The following is a 19,648-nucleotide window of genomic DNA, read 5'->3' as shown; positions in this document are numbered from 1 at the left end:
GTTTGGGGCTATCTTTGCTGACCTATTGGAATTTGAGAATGAAGACTGCCATCGGAACGGTAAAAAGCACCCCATGGGCCCTGTTTTTTGCTGATTTTAAAGAAATCACTAAAGTTAGACTTGCCATAAGCGTAGTCTTTTCTTCCTTGGCCGGTTATCTTTTGGGTGCCGAGCAGATAAATTTTGTTTCTTTACTATTACTGGCCTTTGGTGGATATTGTATGGTAGGTGCCTCAAACGCATACAATCAAATCATAGAAAAGGACCTGGATGCCTTAATGAATAGGACTCGGAATAGGCCTATCCCTTCAGGGCGTATGTCGGTCAACAAAGCGTTGTTCATTGCTGTTTCCCTAACCATTTTAGGTGTGGTTACCCTTTATATCCTAAACCCGAAAACGGCTATGTTCGGTGCGATATCCATTTTTTTATACACCAGCATATATACGCCATTAAAGACAAGAACACCGTTATCCGTATTTGTTGGCGCATTTCCTGGTGCCATACCCTTTATGCTGGGATGGGTAGCGGCCACCAACGATTTTGGAATAGAGCCGGGAACACTCTTTATGATACAATTTTTTTGGCAATTTCCCCATTTTTGGGCTTTGGGATGGATGCTGGATGAAGACTATAAAAAGGGTGGATTTAAAATGTTGCCAACAGGAAAAAAAGACGGCGGTACTGCCTTACAAATTATAATGTATACCATATGGATGATAGTTATTTCAGTAATTCCGGTATTTGGGATTACGGGAAGGCTACACCTTTCCATTCCGGCGGCCATTCTTATTTTTCTCATGGGATTGGCAATGCTGTTTTTCGCCTTTAGACTTTATGAGAAAAGGGATAATGCCTCTGCACGGAAATTGATGTTGGCCAGTGTCAGTTATATCACGCTAATGCAAGTGGTATATGTAATCGACAAATTTATAACATAAGGCTCCAAGCCGATTTCAGAATAGTGAATAGGATTGTTTGTAGTTATTAAACATAAAATAGTACTGGACATTTGAAGGATTTTGCCGAATCTACACAGGAAGAAAAAAATGCGCGGGCCAAAAAAATGATGCTTTGGTTCGGTATTGTGAGCCTTTTGATGGCTTTTGCGGGATGGACCAGTGCTTATATCGTAAGCAGTAGCAGGGAGGATTGGTCGCAAGATATGGAACTTCCCCCTGCCTTCTATTGGAGCACGGCGATTATCATAATAAGCAGTCTTACCTATATCTTGGCGAAAAGGGCAATAAAATTGGGAAACCCCAAACTCTGTACCTCTTGGTTGGTTACTACTTTAGCTTTGGGGGTTCTTTTTATCGTATTGCAATTTAATGGGTTTTCCCAAATGATAGCCCAAGGTTATTATTTTACCGGACCTACCAGCAGTATTAAAATGTCCTATATATTTCTTATTGCAGCGGTTCATATTGTGCATGTCATAGCCGGAATTATATCCTTGCTTGTGGTTTTGTTCAATCAGATCAAAGGAAGATATAACGCCGATGCGTTTTTAGGACTTTCCCTTGGGGCCACATTTTGGCATTTTCTGGATTTATTGTGGATATATCTTGTACTGTTCATGACTTTTGTACGTTAATCAAAAAATATAGGGGCTTTTCGTTGGAATCTGCTTTCGTTTAAAAGAAGAAAACTATAAATTTGTGCCAATTCTAATCAGACTTTAAGATTTTATGGATTCTACGGTTACTACGGCTTCGGAAGATAACGTTTGGGGAGGGGGTAACAGGCCCCTAAATGCCAGCTACGGCAAATTAATGATGTGGTTCTTCCTGGTATCCGATGCCTTGACCTTTTCGGGTTTTTTGGCCTCTTACGGATTTTCAAGATTTAAGTTCATAGAAACATGGCCGATTGCGGACGAGGTTTTTACACACGTTCCCTTCTTTCATGGAAATTATCCCATGTACTATGTGGCCTTTATGACCTTTATCCTAATTATGTCCTCGGTAACCATGGTACTTGCCGTTGATGCAGGCCATCGTATGAAGCAAAATTCCGTAATCTGGTATTTGTTTCTTACTATAATAGGTGGTGCCATATTTGTGGGCTCCCAAGCATGGGAATGGGCCACTTTCATTAAAGGCGATTTCGGCGCACTGGAAACCAAGGGTGGGCGGATTCTACAATTTGTAAATGCCGATACCGGTGAGAGGGCGGCGTTGGCGGATTTTGCCAAGGCCATTCCGGATGCGCGCCTGGAGCACGAAAGAAAAAACGGGGTGTGGTACTATGATGAGGGATATATGCCCAGCTACAATGTAAATGAGGTAATAGAAGGATTCAAGGCCAACTCCAATATATTGGTTAGAACAGAAACCATAAACGAGGAAGGTGAAAAGGTGGTGTTGGACAGGGCGCAGTCGTTGACCAAACTTAATGATGCCGTTCAGGTAGTGGAAGGGGCCAATCTTATCCACAACGAATACGGTAGCCGACTTTTTGCCGACTTCTTTTTCTTTATAACAGGTTTCCATGGCTTCCACGTATTCTCCGGGGTAGTGATCAATATTATCATATTCTTTAATGTGATATTGGGAACCTATGAACGGCGGGGGCATTATGAAATGGTAGAGAAAGTAGGTCTGTATTGGCACTTTGTAGATTTGGTCTGGGTATTTGTATTTACTTTTTTCTATTTGGTATAATAGTCCTTGGATTTTCCTTATATAGCAAGGGAAGTTCTACTATGTTAAAAACAAGACAAAACTGAAACATGGCACACGAACATAAGCTTGAAATTTTTAGGGGACTCTTGAAGTTCAAATCCAACACCCAAAAAATATGGGGTGTTTTGGCCTTCTTAACCATTGTTACGGCAATAGAAGTGGCACTGGGAATTACAAAACCTGCGTCCTTAACGGACAATTACTTTCTGGGAATGAAACTTCTGAACTGGATATTCATTATTCTTACCTTGGTAAAGGCCTATTATATCGCCTGGGATTTCATGCACCTTCGTGATGAGAAAAGTTCTTTACGAAGGGCCATAGTTTGGACGCCTATTTTTTTGGTAGCCTACCTGATTTTTATTCTTCTATTTGAGGCGGACTACATTTATAATGTCTTTAAGGACGGCTATGTGAAATGGAATTTCTAACGTAGAATTAACAATTTTGAAAGACGGTTTACACACCGTCTTTTTTTATTTTTGTGTAGGTCAATAGAGCTATGAAAAAGACATTTGTACTTACTGTTTTATTTGTATTGCCTATAGTAGTATATCTGTTTTTTGCCTCCGGTGTCACCAATTTTGGAAAACTGCCTACGCTCACTGAAAACGTATCGAATTTGCCACCTTCCGATAGTGATGTTTCTTTAAAGGGAAAGATTACCATTTTGGGTTTTTTGGGAAAGGATATCGAGTTTAAAAAGGGAAATGCCTTTAATCTTAATCAAAAAATATACAAACGATTTTATGAGTTCAAGGATTTCCAATTTCTTATGGTAGTACCCAAGGGAACCGAGGAAAAGGTTTCCGAACTGAAAAAGGAATTAGGTAGTTTGTCGGATGTAGGAAAATGGAATTTTATGTATGCCAAGGAAAATGAAATACAAGCGTTTTTCAAAGGTTTGCGCACCAATTTGTCCCTAGACGATAACTTGTCTACCCCCTATGTCTTTATAATAGATAAGGAGGGCAATTTACGGGGTCGGACAAATGACGAGGAAGAGGGCGTAAAATATGGTTTTGACGCCACTTCGGTAGCTGACTTAAACAATAAGATGGAAGATGATGTGAAAATAATCTTAGCGGAATATCGCATGGCCCTAAAGAAAAATAATTCCAACAGGGATAAATAATGCGCCGGAAACACACTTATATATGGGTATCCTTTGTAATCCTCATTTTTGGGATAATTTTTGTGCCCACAATTGTAGATCGTGTACGGAGTGGGGAAATCGTTAAAAATGACAGGATGAGCAAATTGGCCTTCATAGAGGTCAATGGCCAAAAAAGAAAGGTGCCCTCATTTTCTTTTATTAACCAGGACAGCCTTTTGATCACGGACAAGGATTATTTGGGAAAGGTATATGTGGCTGAATTCTTTTTTACGACCTGCCCTACTATCTGTCCAGTAATGACAGATAACTTGGTGGAACTTCAAAACGAGTTCAAGGACTCCGAGAACTTTGGTATCGTTTCCTTTACCATCAATCCACGTTATGATACCCCTCGGGTTTTAAAGGAATATGCCGAGAAACATGGGATTACGGATTTGGATTGGCACTTATTGACAGGCAACAAGGACTCTATTTACAGTTTGGCTCAAAATGGATTCTATTTGGTCGCCCATGAAGATGAGGAGGCTCCCGGAGGTTTTGAGCATTCCGGAATGTTCGCCCTCATCGACAAAAAGGGATATTTCCGTTCCAGAAGGGATGCTGCGAACAACCCGATAATTTATTACAGGGGGGCCATAACCGAAATACAGGGTATGAATAGCGCAGGTGAAAAAGAACAGATAAGTATACTCAAAGAGGACATAAAGGAATTATTGAAAGAAGACTAAATGGAGACGGTGGAACTTAAGGAAAAAAGATTTAATAGACTGATAACGGTTGTATCCATTTTGGTACCTGTTGTGGTCGCTATTTTGTTTGGGGTTAAATTGCCCAATGTGGAACCGTTGACCTTTTTGCCTCCTATCTACGCAACTGTTAATGGATTAACCGCCCTCTTGTTAATTTTGGCGGTTTGGGCCATTAAACAAGGCAAGCAAAGATTGCATCAAAATGTTATGAACATCTGCATTGCACTATCCGTATTGTTTTTGATGATGTACATCGCATATCATATGACCTCGGAATCTACACCTTTTGGAGGAGAGGGAAACATCAGGTATGTGTATTACTTTATCTTATTTACACACATCATATTGTCCATTGTCATAATTCCATTGGTTTTGAAGACCTATGCAAGGGCATATCTTGGTAAGTTCAAGGCGCATCGGAAACTGGCCAAGATTACTTTTCCTATATGGCTATATGTGGCGGTTACCGGGGTTGTTGTTTATGTTATGATTTCACCTTACTATGCATAGTGACAGAAAAAGTCGATTTTGGTTAATTTTGTTTTCAACGCGATGGACACAGTGAAAATACAGATAAGCAATATGTCATGGAGGGTCTGCAATCGTACGGGATTAATTTTGGTCGTGGTGTGTCTTCTCTTGTTTTCATCATCCGTTGAGGCACAATGTGCCATGTGCAGGGCCGTTCTGGAAAGTGAAGGGAACAGAAGTACGGCTGAAGGAATAAACAATGGTATAGTGTATCTCATGGCCATACCTTACATCCTTGTGGGTGTGCTTTTTTACTTTGTATACCGGAAAATAAGGGGATAGGCTTTTCGGTCTAGTTTTAACATATTTTTAAGAACTGTACTGTAACAATGGCATGATCTGGAAGTCTTATTAAAGTGCAGTAAACATGTTGCACGTAGCGATCAAAAACCGACCGAATGTTTGATATCGAAAGATGGCAAGAAATTTTTGATACCATTCGCAAAAACAAATTGCGAACGTTCCTTACCGGCCTTTCCGTTGCTTCCGGCATATTTATCTTGGTGATTTTATTGGGATTTGGACAGGGAATGCAGAATGGTGTTGCCCATGAATTTCAACAGGATGCTTCTACAAGCGTTTGGGTATGGCCTGGGGTTACTGCTAAGGAGTACAAGGGGCTTAACCCTGGTAGAAGGATACAATTTCGCAATGAGAATTATAAGAACAGCGTTTCCCTTTTCAGCGAGGATATAGAATATAAATCGCCCCGTATATTCGTTCAGGATGTTACGGTAAACTACAAGGAAGAAGTCCTAGGTTATGGTGTTCAAGGGGTATCCTATCAGTTTCAACAAATTGATAATGCCAAGATGTCCGAAGGTCGCTTTGTCAATTATAGCGATGAAATTGGGACCGCAAAGGTTGCCGTTCTCGGCAATAAGATCAAAAGGGACGTATTCAAAAATGTAGACAATCCCTTGGGTGAGTATTTGAACATTTCCGGAATCCCTTTTAAGATTGTTGGATTTTTTGGAGAGCAAAACGAACGAGAGGAAGAAGTCATTTACATTCCGATTACTACGGCGCAAAAAGTTTTCAACGGATCGGACAGGGTAAGTAATCTTGCGTATACAGTACCGCCCATGGAAAACTTTGATGAGGCCGCGGCGCGCTCCGTAAAATTAAAGAACGATTTAATGGCCTACTTACAACAAGCCCATACCGTTGCTCCGGACGATACCAGTGCCATTCACGTATGGAGCGCTATGGAGGAGGCGAAACGGTATTACGGCTTAACTGGAAATATCAAATTCTTCTTTTGGTTCGTAGGGATTTGTACTATTATAGCGGGCGTGGTAGGGGTAAGTAATATTATGCTTATTGTGGTGAAGGAGCGGACTCGGGAAATAGGAATACGGAAAGCTTTGGGGGCCAAACCGTGGTCCATCGTGGGTATGATACTTCACGAATCTATCTTTGTGACCGCTATCTCAGGTTTTACCGGCCTAATTTTTAGTATGGGTTTATTGGAAATTGTTGGTCCCCACATAGAGGTGGACTATATTATGAACCCGTCGGTAAATTTCAATGTGGCATTGGCCACCGTTTTTGTACTGATTTTTGCCGGGACTTTTGCAGGTTTTTTCCCTGCATGGCGCGCGGCCAAAGTACAGGTAGTTGAGGCTTTGAAGGATGAATAGACCGGAATAAGTCACAAACTTGGGTTTTGGGTTTTGAGTTTTGGAATTTTACAGAGTGAACCATGTTTAACAGAGATCGTTGGAAAGAAATTTTGGAGGTGCTCACCAGCAATTGGTTTAGGACCGTACTAACGGCGTTTGGTGTATTCTGGGGTATCCTTATTTTGATTATTCTTTTAGCAGCAGGTAAGGGTCTCGAAAATGGGATAAAGGCAGATTTTGGGGATATTGCCACAAATACCATGTTCATGTGGACCCGTAGTACCACTAAATCGTATCAAGGCCTACCAAAAGGAAGAAGTTTTGAATTTAAGTTAGACGACGTACAGACCCTCAGGGACAATATTCCCCATCTTAGGTTCATTTCGCCCAGGAACCGATTGAGTGGTTTTAGAGGGGGGAGCAATGTGGTACGAGGACTTAAAACTGGGGCTTATAATGTGTACGGCGATTATCCGGAGATTATAAACCAGGACCCCATGACCGTAACGTCTGGTCGATTTCTAAATCAGAACGATATTAGTGAGAAACGAAAGATTGCCATTATTGGTAGCGGGGTAAAGAACGATTTATACGATAAGGATGAGAAAGTGCTTGGGACCTATATTAAAATTCAGGGTGTAAATTTCATGGTAGTAGGCACATACAAGAAAAATAGCAACGATGGGGATGGCGAAGAGGCCCAAAAGGAGATATTTGTACCCTTCACCACCTTTTCCCAGGCCTTTAATCGTGGTAATGATGTAGGATGGATGGCCATAACCGCACAAGACGGTCACTCCATTTCCAATTTAAAGGAAAGTATTATAAAAACGGTAAAGGAGAAACGCAAAGTACATCCGGAGGACGATAGGGCCATTGGCTATTTTGATCTTTATGAGCAATACAATAGGGTAGAAAGCCTTTTTGGGGCCATGGGATTCATCGCCTATTTTGTTGGAATCCTAGTGTTGCTATCCGGTATAATAGGAGTAAGTAACATCATGTTGATCGTCGTCAAGGAACGGACCAAGGAAATTGGCATACGTAGGGCCCTAGGAGAAGATCCATGGTCCATCAAGAAACAAATATTGATGGAGTCCATTTTTCTTACCCTCATTTCCGGGATGGCTGGAATTAGCTTTGGCGCCTTGTTTATTTATGGGGTCAACGCGCTATTGGATGCCAATGGCCCTGTGGATATGTTCCTTAATCCCAGCGTGAGCCTTGGCGTAGTGGTCGGCGCTCTGGTCATATTGATTATCTCCGGTCTTCTGGCAGGCTTCATCCCGGCACAGAGTGCCATTAAGGTGAGACCTATAGATGCGTTAAGAACAGAATAATAAATAGAAACATCAATCAAATCATAAAACCAAAACGAGACAGGAAATGAAAAAGTCGGTTACCATAATCATCTTACTGCTTATAGTCGTAACATTTGGGGGATCCATGTATTACTTATATCAAAAAAATGCCGAGGACCCCATAATTTATGAAACAGCAGAGCCTTCCAAGCAGAATATTATTAAAAAGGCCGTTGCCACGGGAAGCATCCTTCCTTTGGAGGAGGTATTGATAAAGCCTAATATTTCCGGGGTTATCGAGGAGATTTTTGTAGAGGGGGGAGATTATGTGAAGTCAGGAGATCTCCTGGCGCGGATTAAGGTGGTTCCCAACCTAAACGCCTTGAATAATGCAAGAAATGCCATAGACGCGGCCAAGATTGCCCTGGACGACCAAATTCGAAACCTTGCCCGCCAAAAGAGCCTTTTTGATAAGGGGGTAATTTCCAAGGTGGATTTGGAAAGGGCCGAGGTGGCCCACGATCAAGCAAAACAGTCCTATGCTGCGGCCAATAAGGATTACGATATCATTAAAACCGGTACTTCAAGAGGGTATGGAAATGTGGCGAATACCCAAATTCGGTCCACGGTAAGTGGTATGGTCCTGGAGGTTCCCGTGGAAGTGGGGAATCAGGTCATAGAAAGTAACAATTTTAACGAGGGAACTACCATAGCCGCTGTGGCGGACGTGGAAAAAATGATATTTGAAGGAAAGGTAGACGAGTCCGAGGTCGGTAAGATCAAGGAGGACCTTCCTTTGGAAATAACCGTTGGTGCCATTGAAAATACTGTTTTTGATGCCGTGCTGGATTACATTGCGCCAAAAGGCAATGAGGAGAATGGCGCTATCCAGTTTGAAATCAAGGGTACGCTAAAAAAACAGGATACCGTATTTATTAGAGCTGGACTAAGTGCCAATGCATCAATAATTCTAGGCCGCGCAGACAGTGTATTGGCCATTAAGGAGGCTCTGGTACAATTTGACGATGAGACCAAAAAGCCTTTTGTAGAGATTGAAAATGGGGACCAAAAATTTGAACGCAAGGATATTGAACTCGGAATAAGTGATGGAATTTTTGTTGAGGTCAAGTCCGGCGTCGCTGAAAATGATAAAATCAAGGTTTGGAACAAAGTGGAGCCTGACGAGGGCGTAAACTAGTTTTTTTAACATAATATTTTGAACCTCTCTTGTAACATTTTAACAATTTGCCAGTCTCATTACCGGTGAAGAACTTTCCACCCAAAAATCACTAATATAACCACCATGATTGAAATCAAGGATCTTCATAAATCGTATAAAATGGGGAGCAATTCCCTGCACGTCTTAAAGGGAATTAATTTCTCGGTAAAAGAAGGTGAACTTGTAGCGATTATGGGTTCTTCTGGATCGGGAAAATCTACACTTCTCAATATCTTGGGCATGTTGGACGAGGCAAATTCCGGGGAATATACCTTGGATGGGGTACCTATAAAAGACTTAAACGAAACCAAGGCAGCAAAATACCGAAACAAATTTTTAGGTTTTGTGTTCCAGTCCTTCAACTTGATCAACTATAAAAACGCCATGGAAAATGTGGCCCTTCCCCTATATTACCAAAAGATGGGTAGGAAGGAACGACAGGAAAAGGCATTGAAATACTTGGGTCAAGTAGGGTTAAAGGAATGGGCCACCCACTTGCCCAATGAGCTTTCGGGGGGTCAAAAACAGCGCGTGGCCATTGCCAGGGCCATGGCGGCCGAACCCAAAGTACTTTTGGCCGATGAGCCTACAGGAGCTTTGGATAGTACAACATCCTATGAGGTTATGGATCTTATTCAGAAAATAAACGATCAAGGAAATACTATTCTCGTGGTCACACACGAAGAGGATATCGCACATATGTGTAAGCGGATTGTACATTTAAAGGATGGTATTATCGTAAAGGACGAAAAGGTAAAGCAGGTAAGAGCTTCGGAATATGTTTAGTAGGGACAATTGGAAAGAGATCTTTGAAACGATCCAAAAGAATAAGCTGAGGACTTTTCTGTCCGGCTTTACGGTTGCTTTGGGGATTCTCATTTTTGTTATCCTTTTTGGTTTTGGTAATGGGCTGATCAATACCTTCAACGAGTTTTTCGCGGATGATGCCACTAATGTTTTCTATGTTTTTCGCGGGAGGACAACCATGCCCTACAAGGGATACAAATCCAATAGGCAAATTGAATTTGATAATAGTGACCTTGCGGACATAGAAAAGAATTTTGCCCTTTTCCTGGACTATACCACCCCAAGAATTTCCAGACAGGACACGGTGAAGTATAAGGAGGAATCCAATAGTTACACCACCCAGGCAGTAGCTTCTTCCCATCAATATGCCGAGAAGACCATTATGATGAAAGGGAGGTTTTTGAACAAAAATGATATAGCGGATAAGACCAAGTACGCGGTTATTGGTCGTCTTGTTGAAAGGGATTTGTTTGGGGCAAAAAACTCGATTGGAAAATATATAGATATTAGGGGGAGCGCGTTCAAGGTAGTCGGCGTTTTCCAGGACGATGGTGGGGATAATGAGGAACGCATCATTTATATGCCCTATACAACAAGGCAGCTTATTGAAAAAAATACGGATGAGATAGACCAAATAATCGTAGGGTTTAAGCCAGAAATAGGGTATGCGGGGGCAATGGCATTTGAACGTAGTCTTAACAGTTTTATTCGGGAAAAGAAGTTTATAAACCCAAAAGATCAAAACGGGATTTTTATTCGCAATGTGGCCGATCAATTAAAGCAGAACCAGCAATTTGCCCGTGTACTCCAAATTATTGTGGGATTTGTTGCCTTCGGGACCATTATAGCAGGTATCATAGGAATCAGCAACATCATGGTTTTTGTAGTCAAGGAACGGACCAAGGAACTGGGTATTCGAAAAGCGCTTGGTGCAACCCCCAAAGCCGTTATTGGGACCATTTTGTTGGAGTCCGTCTTCATTACCACCATTTCCGGGTTTATAGGCATGTTGATCGGGATAGCTGTGTTGAGTTCATTTGGGGAAAAACTAAAGGACTTTTTCATTACCAATCCCTATATAGATTTGACCATGGCCGTCATCGCAACCATAGTCCTGATAATTTTTGGGGCCGTTGCCGGTTATGTACCGGCAAGACGGGCGGCAAGTATCAAACCCATTGTAGCATTAAGGGACGATTGATATGAGATTTTTATTCGATAGAAATACTTGGCAGGAGATTTTTGGTTCTATAAGCAAAAACAAGGTACGTACCGTTATTACCGTAATAGGTGTGTTGTGGGGTATTTTTATCTATATAGCCCTTTCCGGTGCGGCCAAGGGAATGGACAATGGTTTTGAAAGTATGTTCGAAAGTATTGCGAGAAATAGCATGTTCGTTTGGGCGCAAAGCACAAGTATACCCCATGACGGATTTAAAACGGGCAGGCAATTACAATTAAAGCTGGAAGATGCCGCGATGATGGAAAACAGGATTCCCGAACTCCAATATATTGCCCCCAGAAATGTCAAAGGTTTTTTTGGGTCATCCCCCGCCAGTATAGGTCGAGGTAATAAATCCGGTAGTTATCCGGTATTTGGGGATTTTCCAGTATTTACAAAAATAGCTCCAAAAAAAATATACGATGGTGGCCGTTTTGTAAATGATGAGGATATTGATCAAGCGAGAAAAGTTGCCGTGATCGGCGAACGTACCCAACAGGAATTGTTCGAAAAAGATGAGGATCCCATTGGTGGCTACATCAAAATCGACGATGTTTATTTTCAGGTCATTGGCGTCCATAAATTTGATCCCAGTGGTGGTTTTGGTGGGGATGGGGATATTTTTATTCCCTTTACCACGTACAGAAAATTATACAACACTGGGGATAATGTAGGATGGTTTTCCATAGCGGCCCATGATGATGTGGATGTGGTAAAGGTAGAAGAAAACATCAAGGCACTTTTACGGAATATCCATAGGGTCCACCCGGATGATGAAAGGGCATTTGGGTCATTTAATCTGGGAGAGGCTTTTAACCGGATTATCGGCTTTTCCAAGGGGATTACCTTTTTGTCCCTAATTGTTGGCATAGCCACCATCTTGGCAGGTGTTATCGGCATAGGTAACATCCTATTGATTTCAGTTAAGGAACGTACCAAGGAACTTGGCGTACGAAGAGCCTTGGGGGCGACTCCCCAAGAAGTGAGGTCACAGATTATTTTGGAGTCCGTTTTTTTGACCATGATAGCCGGAATCATGGGCATTATCTTGGGAGCAGCTACACTAAGCCTAATCAATGGTTTTACCCAGAATATAGATTTTCCCTATACCAACCCGACGGTTCCCATCCCTTATGTATTGGGAGCTTTGGCCATAATGGTCATATTGGGCACATTGATCGGTTTAATACCTGCCCAGCGGGCCGTAAGCATAAAGCCTATAGATGCGCTGAGGGAGGAATAGAAAGTAGTGTAACAAAGTTTAGAAAAATACAACCAACGGATAATAAACACGTATAAAATGAACAAGATTGTAAAGTATATACTTATCGGTGTTTTGGTACTAGGCGCACTTTGGGCTGCGGCTTTTTTTATCAAATCCAATAGCAAATCGGCCATAGAATATGAAACAAAAACCCCTTTTATTGCCAATATCGAGAAAAAAACAGTGGCCACGGGAAAGGTGGTGCCAGAAGACGAAGTTGAAATAAAACCCCAAATTACTGGTATTATCGACAGGATATTTATGGAAGAGGGAGCGGATGTAAAGGCGGGGGATTTGATCGCCGTCATTAAGGTGGTACCTAACGAACAGTCTTTGAATCAGGCTCAAGGGCGGGTCCGAAATGCGGAAATAGCCCTTAAAAATACCACCATCGAGTATGACAGGAATAAGAAATTGTACGACAGGGGGGTGATATCGAATCAGGACTTCAACAACCTGCAGTTACAATATGACCAAGCCGTTCAGGAACTGGATAATGCCAAGGCGGATTATCGGATTATCCGTATCGGTTCGGCCGGGGGATCTGCCAGCGCCAATACGGATATACGGGCCACGGTTACTGGGACGATTCTGGAGATTCCCGTTGAAGAGGGTGTTCAAGTAATTCAGAGTAACAACTTTAATGATGGGACTACTATTGCCACCATAGCTGATTTAAGCAAAATGATCTTTGAGGGAAAGGTTGATGAGGGGGAAGTTGCCAAATTAGAGCTGGGCATGCCCTTAAAGATTAGTTTGGGAGCCATTGAGGACAAAGAACTCGATGCAGAACTACGGTTCATTGCGCCCAAGGGAATAGAGGAGACCGGGGCGGTACAGTTTAAGATCGAGGGTGATGTTCAGGTGCCCGATGATTTCATGATACGGGCGGGTTATAGTGCCAATGCCTCCTTGGTACTGGAAAAAAAGGATAGTGTAATGGTAATTCCGGAAGCCTTACTTCAATTTGATAAAAAGACGGATGAACCCTATGTGGAAGTAGAGACCGGGGAACAGCAATTTGAGCGCAAGGATATTGAAATTGGTATTTCCGATGGAGTAAACGTAGAGATAGTCTCCGGACTATCCATGGAAGATAAAGTGAAGGAGTGGAACAAAACCGAGCCCATAAAGAAAGGTGAAGAAGAAGATGATGAGGAGGAAAACACCGAGTCAGAATAAGAACAACATCAATCAAAAAAAGAATACATGAAACCATTTGCAATTGCTGTACTCATTCTATTTTCAATAGGTATTACCAACGCCCAACAGAGAAAATGGACCTTGGAAGAATGTGTTACCTATGCCTTGGATAATAACCTAAGTGTTGAACAGTTTGAACTGGATTTGGAAAATGCCGTAATCGACAAGTCGGATGCCTTGGGGGCCTTCCTACCAACTCTTAATAGTAATGCCAGTGTAAGTGAACGATCCGGTTTGGTTACCAACCCGAACACCAACATTATAGAGCCCGGGCAAATTTTTTCGACTTCAGCCGGTATAAGTAGTGGTATGCGGATTTTTGATGGTCTAAGGAACATCCATCAGTTAAACCGAGCCAAACTGAATACCCTGGCCAACCAGTATCGTTTGGACGATTTAAAGGACGATATCCGTCTCAACGTAGCAAATTCTTATTTACAGGTCATTTCCAATAAAGAGTCTCTAAAAGTCTTTAGGGCCCAGTATGCGGTAACGGAACAAGACGTTAAGCGGACTAATGAATTGGTAGAATCCGGAGTACTTCCCCGAGGGGATTTATTGGAGATTGAGGCAACGGCGGCCTCTCAGGAGCAACAGATTGTAAATGGGGAAAACCAAGTACTTTTGTCCCGTATTGCACTGGCGCAATTGCTCCAGATTACGGATTATGAGAATTTTGATGTGGCCGATGAAGAGTTCGATATTCCACCTTCGGATATCTTGAACAATTCGGCAAAGGTTATTTTTGACAAGGCCCTAACTTTTCGTAATGATATTAAGTTTTCCGAGGCCAACGTAGAATTGGCTGAGAAAGATCTACAGATTGCCAAAGGGGCCAATTATCCCACGATAGATGCTTTTTTCAACTATAATACTTTTTACACCAATCAGTTCCAGACTATTCCGGATCCCGTAGACCCTGTCAACAATCCCCCCATTGCCTTTAGGGCGGATTTCATAGATCAGCTATGGTTAAATGATGGGATTTCCTATGGTTTTCAAATGAATATCCCGGTGTTTAATGGTTGGGCGACCCGAAATAATGTGAAACGGTCCAAAATAAATCTGGAGCGCAACAAATTACAACTGGAACAGGATAAATTGAATCTAGAGACCGATATAAACCAAGCCTATGTGGATGTCTCCAATTTTTTCAAGGTCTACGAAGCAGCCCAAAAAACATTGGATGCCAGGCGTTTGGCCTATGTATATGCCAAGGAGCGCTATGATGTGGGGCTCATGAACGCTTTTGACTTTGGGCAGGCACAAGCCAGGGTAGATGATGCTGCCGCAACTGTAATCCGTTCCAAATACGATTATATTTTTAGGTTAAAGGTGCTGGAGTTCTATTTCGGGATTCCAATTGCCTTGGAATAGATAGGGTGGTTTAAAAAAAATAGGACCCGCCAGGTTTTTAAAACTCGGCGGGTCTTTTTTAGAAATCAACCTATCTTTGTGCCCGTTATGGCAGTAATCCTAAATTTGGAAACGGCGACGACCAATTGTTCGGTAAGCATAGGAAAAAATGGCAATATTCTTGCACTTATAGAGGATAACACACCCAATTATTCACATTCAGAACAACTGCATGTCTTCATAAAGAAAGCCCTGGATATGGCTTCCCTGTCGTTTTCTGATTTGGACGCTATAGCCGTAAGTAAAGGTCCAGGTTCGTATACAGGTTTAAGGATTGGGGTCTCCGCGGCAAAAGGCCTGTGTTTCGCCTTGGACATTCCCTTAATTTCAATCGCGACATTGGAAAGTATGGCGCATCAAATAAAAGCGGGGACATCGGACTTTAGTATTCCGGTTTTGGATGCCCGACGGATGGAGGTGTATTCTGCGGTTTTCGATTCAAAATTCAATCAAGTTAGGGAAACAAAAGCTGAAATCATCACCGAGAATTCGTTTTTCAAATACGCAGAAGCCGGCAAAACCCTACTATTAGGTCCCGGGGCCCGGAAATGCCATGAGATTCTTAAGCATCCTAATTTTGAATTCATGGATGATGTAATCCCATCCGCAAAGGAAATGGGCAAACTTTCCTTTTTAAAGTACCAAAAATCCGATTTTGAGGATGTGGCCTATTTTGAACCCTATTATTTAAAGGACTTCATAACAAAAGGAAAGTCCTGAGGTTCCAAAATGGTTTGAAAATGAGGCATTTTCCTTATTTTTGGGGCAGGGAGTCGTAATAGTTAAGAACTTGAATAACCTCTTCCACGGTACGCATTCGCAATTTGTTTTCCCTTGCATATGTGCGAAGGTCGGCATAGTGCTCCCATAGCACGGCAAATATTTCCTTCTTGCTTAAATCATTCAGGGGCATTGCAGGCCTGTCCTTTCGTTTTAGATAATAAGAGGTATTCTGTATGAATTTAGGAGGTATAAAAGATTCATAACCATTTTCGGGGGCCTTATAAAAAATGGTTTTTGTATTTCGCAGATATAAAATGGTTTCCCCCTCATTCAAGGGGTTAAAGAATCCGGATTTTTTCTCGCCCCCATCCAAATAGTCTATATAGCGATATGTAATGGAATCGATAATTGCTCCCATGTACTCACTTCTTTGAAATAGCATACGCTTATCTTCATCATCCAGATATTCAATTTCGTCGGAGTAAGCATCATACCGAAGCAACAATTCCTTGTTTTTATGTCCATTCAGAAGAGCGAACCCTTTTTTGAACTCCTTGTCCCAATAAACCGTCCCACCTACCGACCAATCGGCCAAAGTACCATTTCTCCATAGAGTCATTTTAACTTCTTTCTCGGAAGGCTGTGCCATTAGAATAAGGGAAAAAAGCAAAAGAGGTGGTGTCACCAAAGAACTTTTACATGCAAATATCGTCCTTGTCAAAAAATGAACCTTAAAAGGATTGATAGGATAGCCCATGGCCACTTCATTTGATGGTGATTTCTTTGATGTAAAAGTTACGAAATAGTTTCTGTTTTCATATGGATATCCCGTTGTGGGAAAGGGATTTCAATACCGGCCTCATCAAATCGGAGCTTTATTTCCTCCATTACATAAAAATGGGCCGCCCAAAAGACATCATTGTTCGCCCAAAAACGCAATGTAAGGTTTACCGAACTATCGGCAAGTTCCCCAACGTAAACTTCCGGTATCGGTTCTTTTAAAATATTTTCATTGTCCGAACAAATTTTTAGAAGGATATCCTTAGCACTTTTTATATTGGAGCCATATCCGATTCCTATGTCTATTTTATCTCTTCGCGTACTTTCCGCATTGTAATTGATGATATTGTTGTTGCTCAGCTGTCCGTTGGGAATAATGGCCAACTGGTTACCAAAAGTGTTGAGTTTTGTGGTAAATATGGATATCTCCTTTACCGTTCCATCAACACCTTGTGCCGAAATAAAATCCCCGACCCTAAAAGGCTTGAACAAAAGAATAAGCACGCCACCGGCGAAATTGGATAAAGAACCCTGTAAGGCAAGACCAATGGCAAGTCCAGCTGCGCCCACTATGGCTACCAAAGAGGACGATTTAACGCCTAGTTGGGTTATGACCAATACGAATAACAGGAGTTTAAGTGCAATGCTTATAAAACTCTGTAAAAAAGTTTCCAGGGCCAGGTCGTAATCCTTTTTCTGGAAAAATTTGCGGACCATACGATTGATAAACTTAATGATCCAGAGACCTACGACTAAAATAATGACCGCCATGATCATGTCCGGGAGAAAATTCCAAACCCAATTTATGGCCTCGTCTATGTGTGCTTGCCAATCCGTAAATTTTTCCATTTTGTAGCTTTTTGGTTTTTAGAAACTTAAAAAATTGTAGAATCCCAATCAAAAAGAAAGGATTAAACTATTGTTAATATTAATTCTGAAATTGCAATTGGTTCAACACCTCTTCCAATTGCAGCACGGGAAGCTTGCAGGAACCCTGCTCACAGACATAATACAAGGTCTGCTTTGGGTTGAATCTATTTTGTAACAGTGGCAATTTGCTCTCTTTTTTTGTAGCGGCCAGAACAATATTGGGTAAATAAAGGGTGTGCATCGCCTTGGCTTTTTCCTCAAATTGTTCCCCTATAATGGCCACTTCATAGAAAGGCTTGTTAAAATATAGCGCCAATTGCATCCAATTGGCATGACTTTGGGCATTTTTGTCAAAATTTTCCTGAATGTTTTTAAGCATTTGTCGAGCGATTTCTCCATAGTCCATCTCAAATAGGATTTTGGACAACTTATATAGGTTTTTTGCCATAATGGAATTGGATGCTGGGATAACATTATCGGAGGTTTCCAGAGTTCTACGAACCAAACGCGGTTCTTCCTTGGATGTAAAGAAGAATAGGCCACTTTCTTCGTCCCTAAAGTTTTCCAGGCAATATTCCGTCAATGTTTTGGCCCGCATCAACCATTTCCCGTCAAATGTTATTTCATATAGGCCGATAAATGCATCGATAACGGAAGCATAATCCTCCAAATACCCATTAATGGTACTTGTGCCGTTTTTATGATTGTGATAAAGCCCACCTTCTTCCTTGGTCAATTCCGATTCAATAAAAGCCGCATTTTTTAGGGCCAACTCCAAATAGTCACTTTTTCCAAGATATCGGTATGCATCCACCAAACCCTTTAGCATAAGGCCGTTCCAGGAGGTAAGGATTTTATCGTCCAACCTGGGTCTATTTCTTTTATTGCGTTCTTTTTCCAATAACACAAGGCAGTCTACAATAGTATTTTTCAGGCTCGTTGGGTCAACGGAGTGTTTTTTTGCGATTTCCGAGTCCGGTTCGTCACGGATCAACACATAATTTCCATGCTCCCAGTGCCCATAACTATTAATGTTAAAATAGTCCTTAAACAATGGGAAGTCCTTTCCCAAGATTGATTGCAAATCGTTCTCTTGCCAAACATAATAAGCTCCTTCTTCCAAGCTCCCATTTTCGTTGATGCTATCGGCATCCAAGGAAGAATAGAATCCAAAGTTTTCACTCATTAGTTCCTTTTCCACGAATTGGACGGTTCTTTCAACAACACTTTTGTAGAGCTCATTTTTTGAGGAGGCATAGGCCTTTGCATAAAGGCTAACCAATTGGCCATTGTCATACAGCATCTTTTCAAAATGGGGCACATGCCATTTGGCATCGACGGAATATCTGGAAAATCCCCCACCTACATGGTCAAAAATTCCACCCCAGGCCATTTTGGTAAGGGAAGTGTGTACATAATCCAGGATTTTTTCGTCATTTTCCATCGTACCATAGTGTAGAAGGAAATTGAGGTTAACTGGCATCATGAATTTTGGAGCACGCCGGTAGCCCCCCATTTTTTTATCAAAAAATTGTGACCATTCCTGTACACCCTTGCCTAAATCCTGTGAAGTAATAATATCCGAATCCGGTTTATTCTCCACTAGATTTATGGCGTTTAAGCCCTCCGTCATATTTTGGGCATATTCCAAAATTTTTGATGGATTTTTGTGGTATAGAACGGACAATTGCTCCAGTACATTGATCCAATTGCCCTTTTTTACATAAGTGGCTCCCCAAAAGGGCCTACCATCCGGCAATGCCACGATATTGAGTGGCCAACCGCCACTACCTGTCATGATTTGAAGGGCATCCATGTAGATTTGATCAATGTCCGGACGCTCTTCCCTATCCACTTTTATATTTATAAAGTTTTGGTTCATGACCTCCGCCACTTCTTTGTCCTCAAAACATTCATGTTCCATAACATGGCACCAATGGCAGGCAGCATAGCCAATACTTATGAGCAGTAATTTGTTTTGCTTTTGGGCAACCTCCAGACTTTCCGGATTCCACGCTTGCCAATTAACCGGATTATGGGCGTGTTGCAATAAATAGGGACTGGTTTCGTGAATTAAGGAATTGGTATAGGTATGGGTCATCTTTTGGGTTTTTTGGGCAAGCCCAATACAGGA

The 19,648-nt window shown here is 41.7% G+C and carries 20 protein-coding genes; 17 read left to right on the top strand and 3 right to left on the bottom strand.

Features of this window, described 5'->3' with window-relative positions:
• The first annotated feature begins 38 nt into the window (after positions 1-38).
• The 17 genes from cyoE to tsaB all read left to right on the top strand — a co-directional run bounded on the left by cyoE (position 39) and on the right by tsaB (position 15,861).
• Positions 39-941 carry a heme o synthase gene (cyoE, locus tag Q0993_RS09680; protein ID WP_299532288.1) on the top strand — a complete coding sequence of 301 codons (903 nt, stop codon included), beginning with the start codon at positions 39-41 and terminating at the stop codon, positions 939-941.
• Positions 942-1,066: 125 nt separating this feature from the next.
• The gene (locus Q0993_RS09675; protein WP_299532838.1) at positions 1,067-1,597 is read left to right on the top strand and encodes a cytochrome c oxidase subunit 3; all 531 of its coding nucleotides are present in this window, start codon (positions 1,067-1,069) and stop codon (positions 1,595-1,597) included.
• 94 nt (positions 1,598-1,691) lie between these two features.
• On the top strand, positions 1,692-2,666 hold the full coding sequence (locus Q0993_RS09670) for a cytochrome c oxidase subunit 3 (protein ID WP_299532287.1): 975 nt from the start codon (positions 1,692-1,694) through the stop codon (positions 2,664-2,666).
• Between the two features lie 68 nt (positions 2,667-2,734).
• Positions 2,735-3,118, top strand: a complete 384-nt coding sequence (locus Q0993_RS09665) for a cytochrome C oxidase subunit IV family protein (protein ID WP_299532285.1) — start codon at positions 2,735-2,737, stop codon at positions 3,116-3,118.
• A gap of 71 nt (positions 3,119-3,189) precedes the next feature.
• Positions 3,190-3,822 carry a hypothetical protein gene (locus tag Q0993_RS09660; protein ID WP_299532282.1) on the top strand — a complete coding sequence of 211 codons (633 nt, stop codon included), beginning with the start codon at positions 3,190-3,192 and terminating at the stop codon, positions 3,820-3,822.
• On the top strand, positions 3,822-4,532 hold the full coding sequence (locus Q0993_RS09655) for an SCO family protein (protein WP_299532280.1): 711 nt from the start codon (positions 3,822-3,824) through the stop codon (positions 4,530-4,532). The genes Q0993_RS09660 and Q0993_RS09655 overlap by 1 nt, the downstream gene beginning before the upstream one ends.
• Positions 4,533-5,063 (top strand): DUF420 domain-containing protein, encoded by a 531-nt coding sequence (locus Q0993_RS09650; protein WP_299532279.1) that lies wholly within the window; start codon positions 4,533-4,535, stop codon positions 5,061-5,063.
• Between the two features lie 42 nt (positions 5,064-5,105).
• On the top strand, positions 5,106-5,366 hold the full coding sequence (locus Q0993_RS09645; RefSeq protein WP_299532278.1) for a hypothetical protein: 261 nt from the start codon (positions 5,106-5,108) through the stop codon (positions 5,364-5,366).
• A 116-nt stretch (positions 5,367-5,482) separates the two neighbouring features.
• The gene (locus Q0993_RS09640) at positions 5,483-6,727 is read left to right on the top strand and encodes an ABC transporter permease (protein WP_299532277.1); all 1,245 of its coding nucleotides are present in this window, start codon (positions 5,483-5,485) and stop codon (positions 6,725-6,727) included.
• 62 nt (positions 6,728-6,789) lie between these two features.
• Positions 6,790-8,049, top strand: a complete 1,260-nt coding sequence (locus Q0993_RS09635; RefSeq protein ID WP_299532276.1) for an ABC transporter permease — start codon at positions 6,790-6,792, stop codon at positions 8,047-8,049.
• 46 nt (positions 8,050-8,095) lie between these two features.
• Positions 8,096-9,208: an efflux RND transporter periplasmic adaptor subunit gene (locus tag Q0993_RS09630; protein ID WP_299532275.1), complete on the top strand. Its 1,113-nt coding sequence runs from the start codon at positions 8,096-8,098 to the stop codon at positions 9,206-9,208.
• A 105-nt stretch (positions 9,209-9,313) separates the two neighbouring features.
• Positions 9,314-10,015 (top strand): ABC transporter ATP-binding protein, encoded by a 702-nt coding sequence (locus Q0993_RS09625; protein WP_299532274.1) that lies wholly within the window; start codon positions 9,314-9,316, stop codon positions 10,013-10,015.
• A complete protein-coding gene (locus Q0993_RS09620; RefSeq protein WP_299532273.1) occupies positions 10,008-11,237 on the top strand; it encodes an ABC transporter permease in 1,230 nt (409 codons plus the stop codon). The genes Q0993_RS09625 and Q0993_RS09620 overlap by 8 nt, the downstream gene beginning before the upstream one ends.
• 1 nt (position 11,238) lies before the next feature.
• Positions 11,239-12,501, top strand: coding sequence for an ABC transporter permease (locus Q0993_RS09615; RefSeq protein WP_299532271.1), 1,263 nt, complete (start codon positions 11,239-11,241; stop codon positions 12,499-12,501).
• A 57-nt stretch (positions 12,502-12,558) separates the two neighbouring features.
• A complete protein-coding gene (locus tag Q0993_RS09610) occupies positions 12,559-13,704 on the top strand; it encodes an efflux RND transporter periplasmic adaptor subunit (protein WP_299532269.1) in 1,146 nt (381 codons plus the stop codon).
• A 27-nt stretch (positions 13,705-13,731) separates the two neighbouring features.
• Positions 13,732-15,102 (top strand): TolC family protein, encoded by a 1,371-nt coding sequence (locus Q0993_RS09605; protein ID WP_299532266.1) that lies wholly within the window; start codon positions 13,732-13,734, stop codon positions 15,100-15,102.
• Between the two features lie 87 nt (positions 15,103-15,189).
• Positions 15,190-15,861, top strand: coding sequence for a tRNA (adenosine(37)-N6)-threonylcarbamoyltransferase complex dimerization subunit type 1 TsaB (tsaB, locus tag Q0993_RS09600; RefSeq protein ID WP_299532265.1), 672 nt, complete (start codon positions 15,190-15,192; stop codon positions 15,859-15,861).
• Between the two features lie 34 nt (positions 15,862-15,895).
• Here the strand turns inward: tsaB and Q0993_RS09595 are convergent, their stop codons facing one another.
• The 3 genes from Q0993_RS09595 to Q0993_RS09585 all read right to left on the bottom strand — a co-directional run bounded on the left by Q0993_RS09595 (position 15,896) and on the right by Q0993_RS09585 (position 19,615).
• Positions 15,896-16,549: a hypothetical protein gene (locus tag Q0993_RS09595; RefSeq protein ID WP_299532264.1), complete on the bottom strand. Its 654-nt coding sequence runs from the start codon at positions 16,547-16,549 to the stop codon at positions 15,896-15,898.
• A 110-nt stretch (positions 16,550-16,659) separates the two neighbouring features.
• Positions 16,660-17,493: a mechanosensitive ion channel domain-containing protein gene (locus Q0993_RS09590; protein ID WP_299532263.1), complete on the bottom strand. Its 834-nt coding sequence runs from the start codon at positions 17,491-17,493 to the stop codon at positions 16,660-16,662.
• A 79-nt stretch (positions 17,494-17,572) separates the two neighbouring features.
• Positions 17,573-19,615, bottom strand: a complete 2,043-nt coding sequence (locus Q0993_RS09585; protein ID WP_299532262.1) for a thioredoxin domain-containing protein — start codon at positions 19,613-19,615, stop codon at positions 17,573-17,575.
• Between the last annotated feature and the right edge of the window lie 33 nt (positions 19,616-19,648).

Source organism: Ulvibacterium sp. (assembly GCF_028285715.1).
In the GTDB taxonomy this organism is placed as follows: Bacteria; Bacteroidota; Bacteroidia; order Flavobacteriales; family Flavobacteriaceae; genus Ulvibacterium.
Note: the sequence above shows the minus strand (reverse complement) of the source record. Positions and strands in the feature narration are given on the sequence as shown.

Bases quoted from the DNA above. Each gene is read 5' to 3' on its own strand.
- Q0993_RS09640 (WP_299532277.1), top strand. From the start codon at position 5,483: ATGTTTGATATCGAAAGATGGCAAGAAATTTTTGATACCATTCGCAAA.
- Q0993_RS09675 (WP_299532838.1), top strand. From the start codon at position 1,067: ATGATGCTTTGGTTCGGTATTGTGAGCCTTTTGATGGCTTTTGCGGGA.
- Q0993_RS09615 (WP_299532271.1), top strand. From the start codon at position 11,239: ATGAGATTTTTATTCGATAGAAATACTTGGCAGGAGATTTTTGGTTCT.
- Q0993_RS09585 (WP_299532262.1), bottom strand. From the start codon at position 19,615: ATGACCCATACCTATACCAATTCCTTAATTCACGAAACCAGTCCCTAT.
- Q0993_RS09630 (WP_299532275.1), top strand. From the start codon at position 8,096: ATGAAAAAGTCGGTTACCATAATCATCTTACTGCTTATAGTCGTAACA.
- Q0993_RS09665 (WP_299532285.1), top strand. From the start codon at position 2,735: ATGGCACACGAACATAAGCTTGAAATTTTTAGGGGACTCTTGAAGTTC.
- Q0993_RS09645 (WP_299532278.1), top strand. From the start codon at position 5,106: ATGGACACAGTGAAAATACAGATAAGCAATATGTCATGGAGGGTCTGC.
- tsaB (WP_299532265.1), top strand. From the start codon at position 15,190: ATGGCAGTAATCCTAAATTTGGAAACGGCGACGACCAATTGTTCGGTA.
- Q0993_RS09650 (WP_299532279.1), top strand. From the start codon at position 4,533: ATGGAGACGGTGGAACTTAAGGAAAAAAGATTTAATAGACTGATAACG.
- Q0993_RS09620 (WP_299532273.1), top strand. From the start codon at position 10,008: ATGTTTAGTAGGGACAATTGGAAAGAGATCTTTGAAACGATCCAAAAG.
- Q0993_RS09610 (WP_299532269.1), top strand. From the start codon at position 12,559: ATGAACAAGATTGTAAAGTATATACTTATCGGTGTTTTGGTACTAGGC.
- Q0993_RS09605 (WP_299532266.1), top strand. From the start codon at position 13,732: ATGAAACCATTTGCAATTGCTGTACTCATTCTATTTTCAATAGGTATT.
- Q0993_RS09590 (WP_299532263.1), bottom strand. From the start codon at position 17,493: ATGGAAAAATTTACGGATTGGCAAGCACACATAGACGAGGCCATAAAT.
- Q0993_RS09625 (WP_299532274.1), top strand. From the start codon at position 9,314: ATGATTGAAATCAAGGATCTTCATAAATCGTATAAAATGGGGAGCAAT.
- Q0993_RS09670 (WP_299532287.1), top strand. From the start codon at position 1,692: ATGGATTCTACGGTTACTACGGCTTCGGAAGATAACGTTTGGGGAGGG.
- Q0993_RS09655 (WP_299532280.1), top strand. From the start codon at position 3,822: ATGCGCCGGAAACACACTTATATATGGGTATCCTTTGTAATCCTCATT.
- cyoE (WP_299532288.1), top strand. From the start codon at position 39: ATGAAGACTGCCATCGGAACGGTAAAAAGCACCCCATGGGCCCTGTTT.
- Q0993_RS09660 (WP_299532282.1), top strand. From the start codon at position 3,190: ATGAAAAAGACATTTGTACTTACTGTTTTATTTGTATTGCCTATAGTA.
- Q0993_RS09635 (WP_299532276.1), top strand. From the start codon at position 6,790: ATGTTTAACAGAGATCGTTGGAAAGAAATTTTGGAGGTGCTCACCAGC.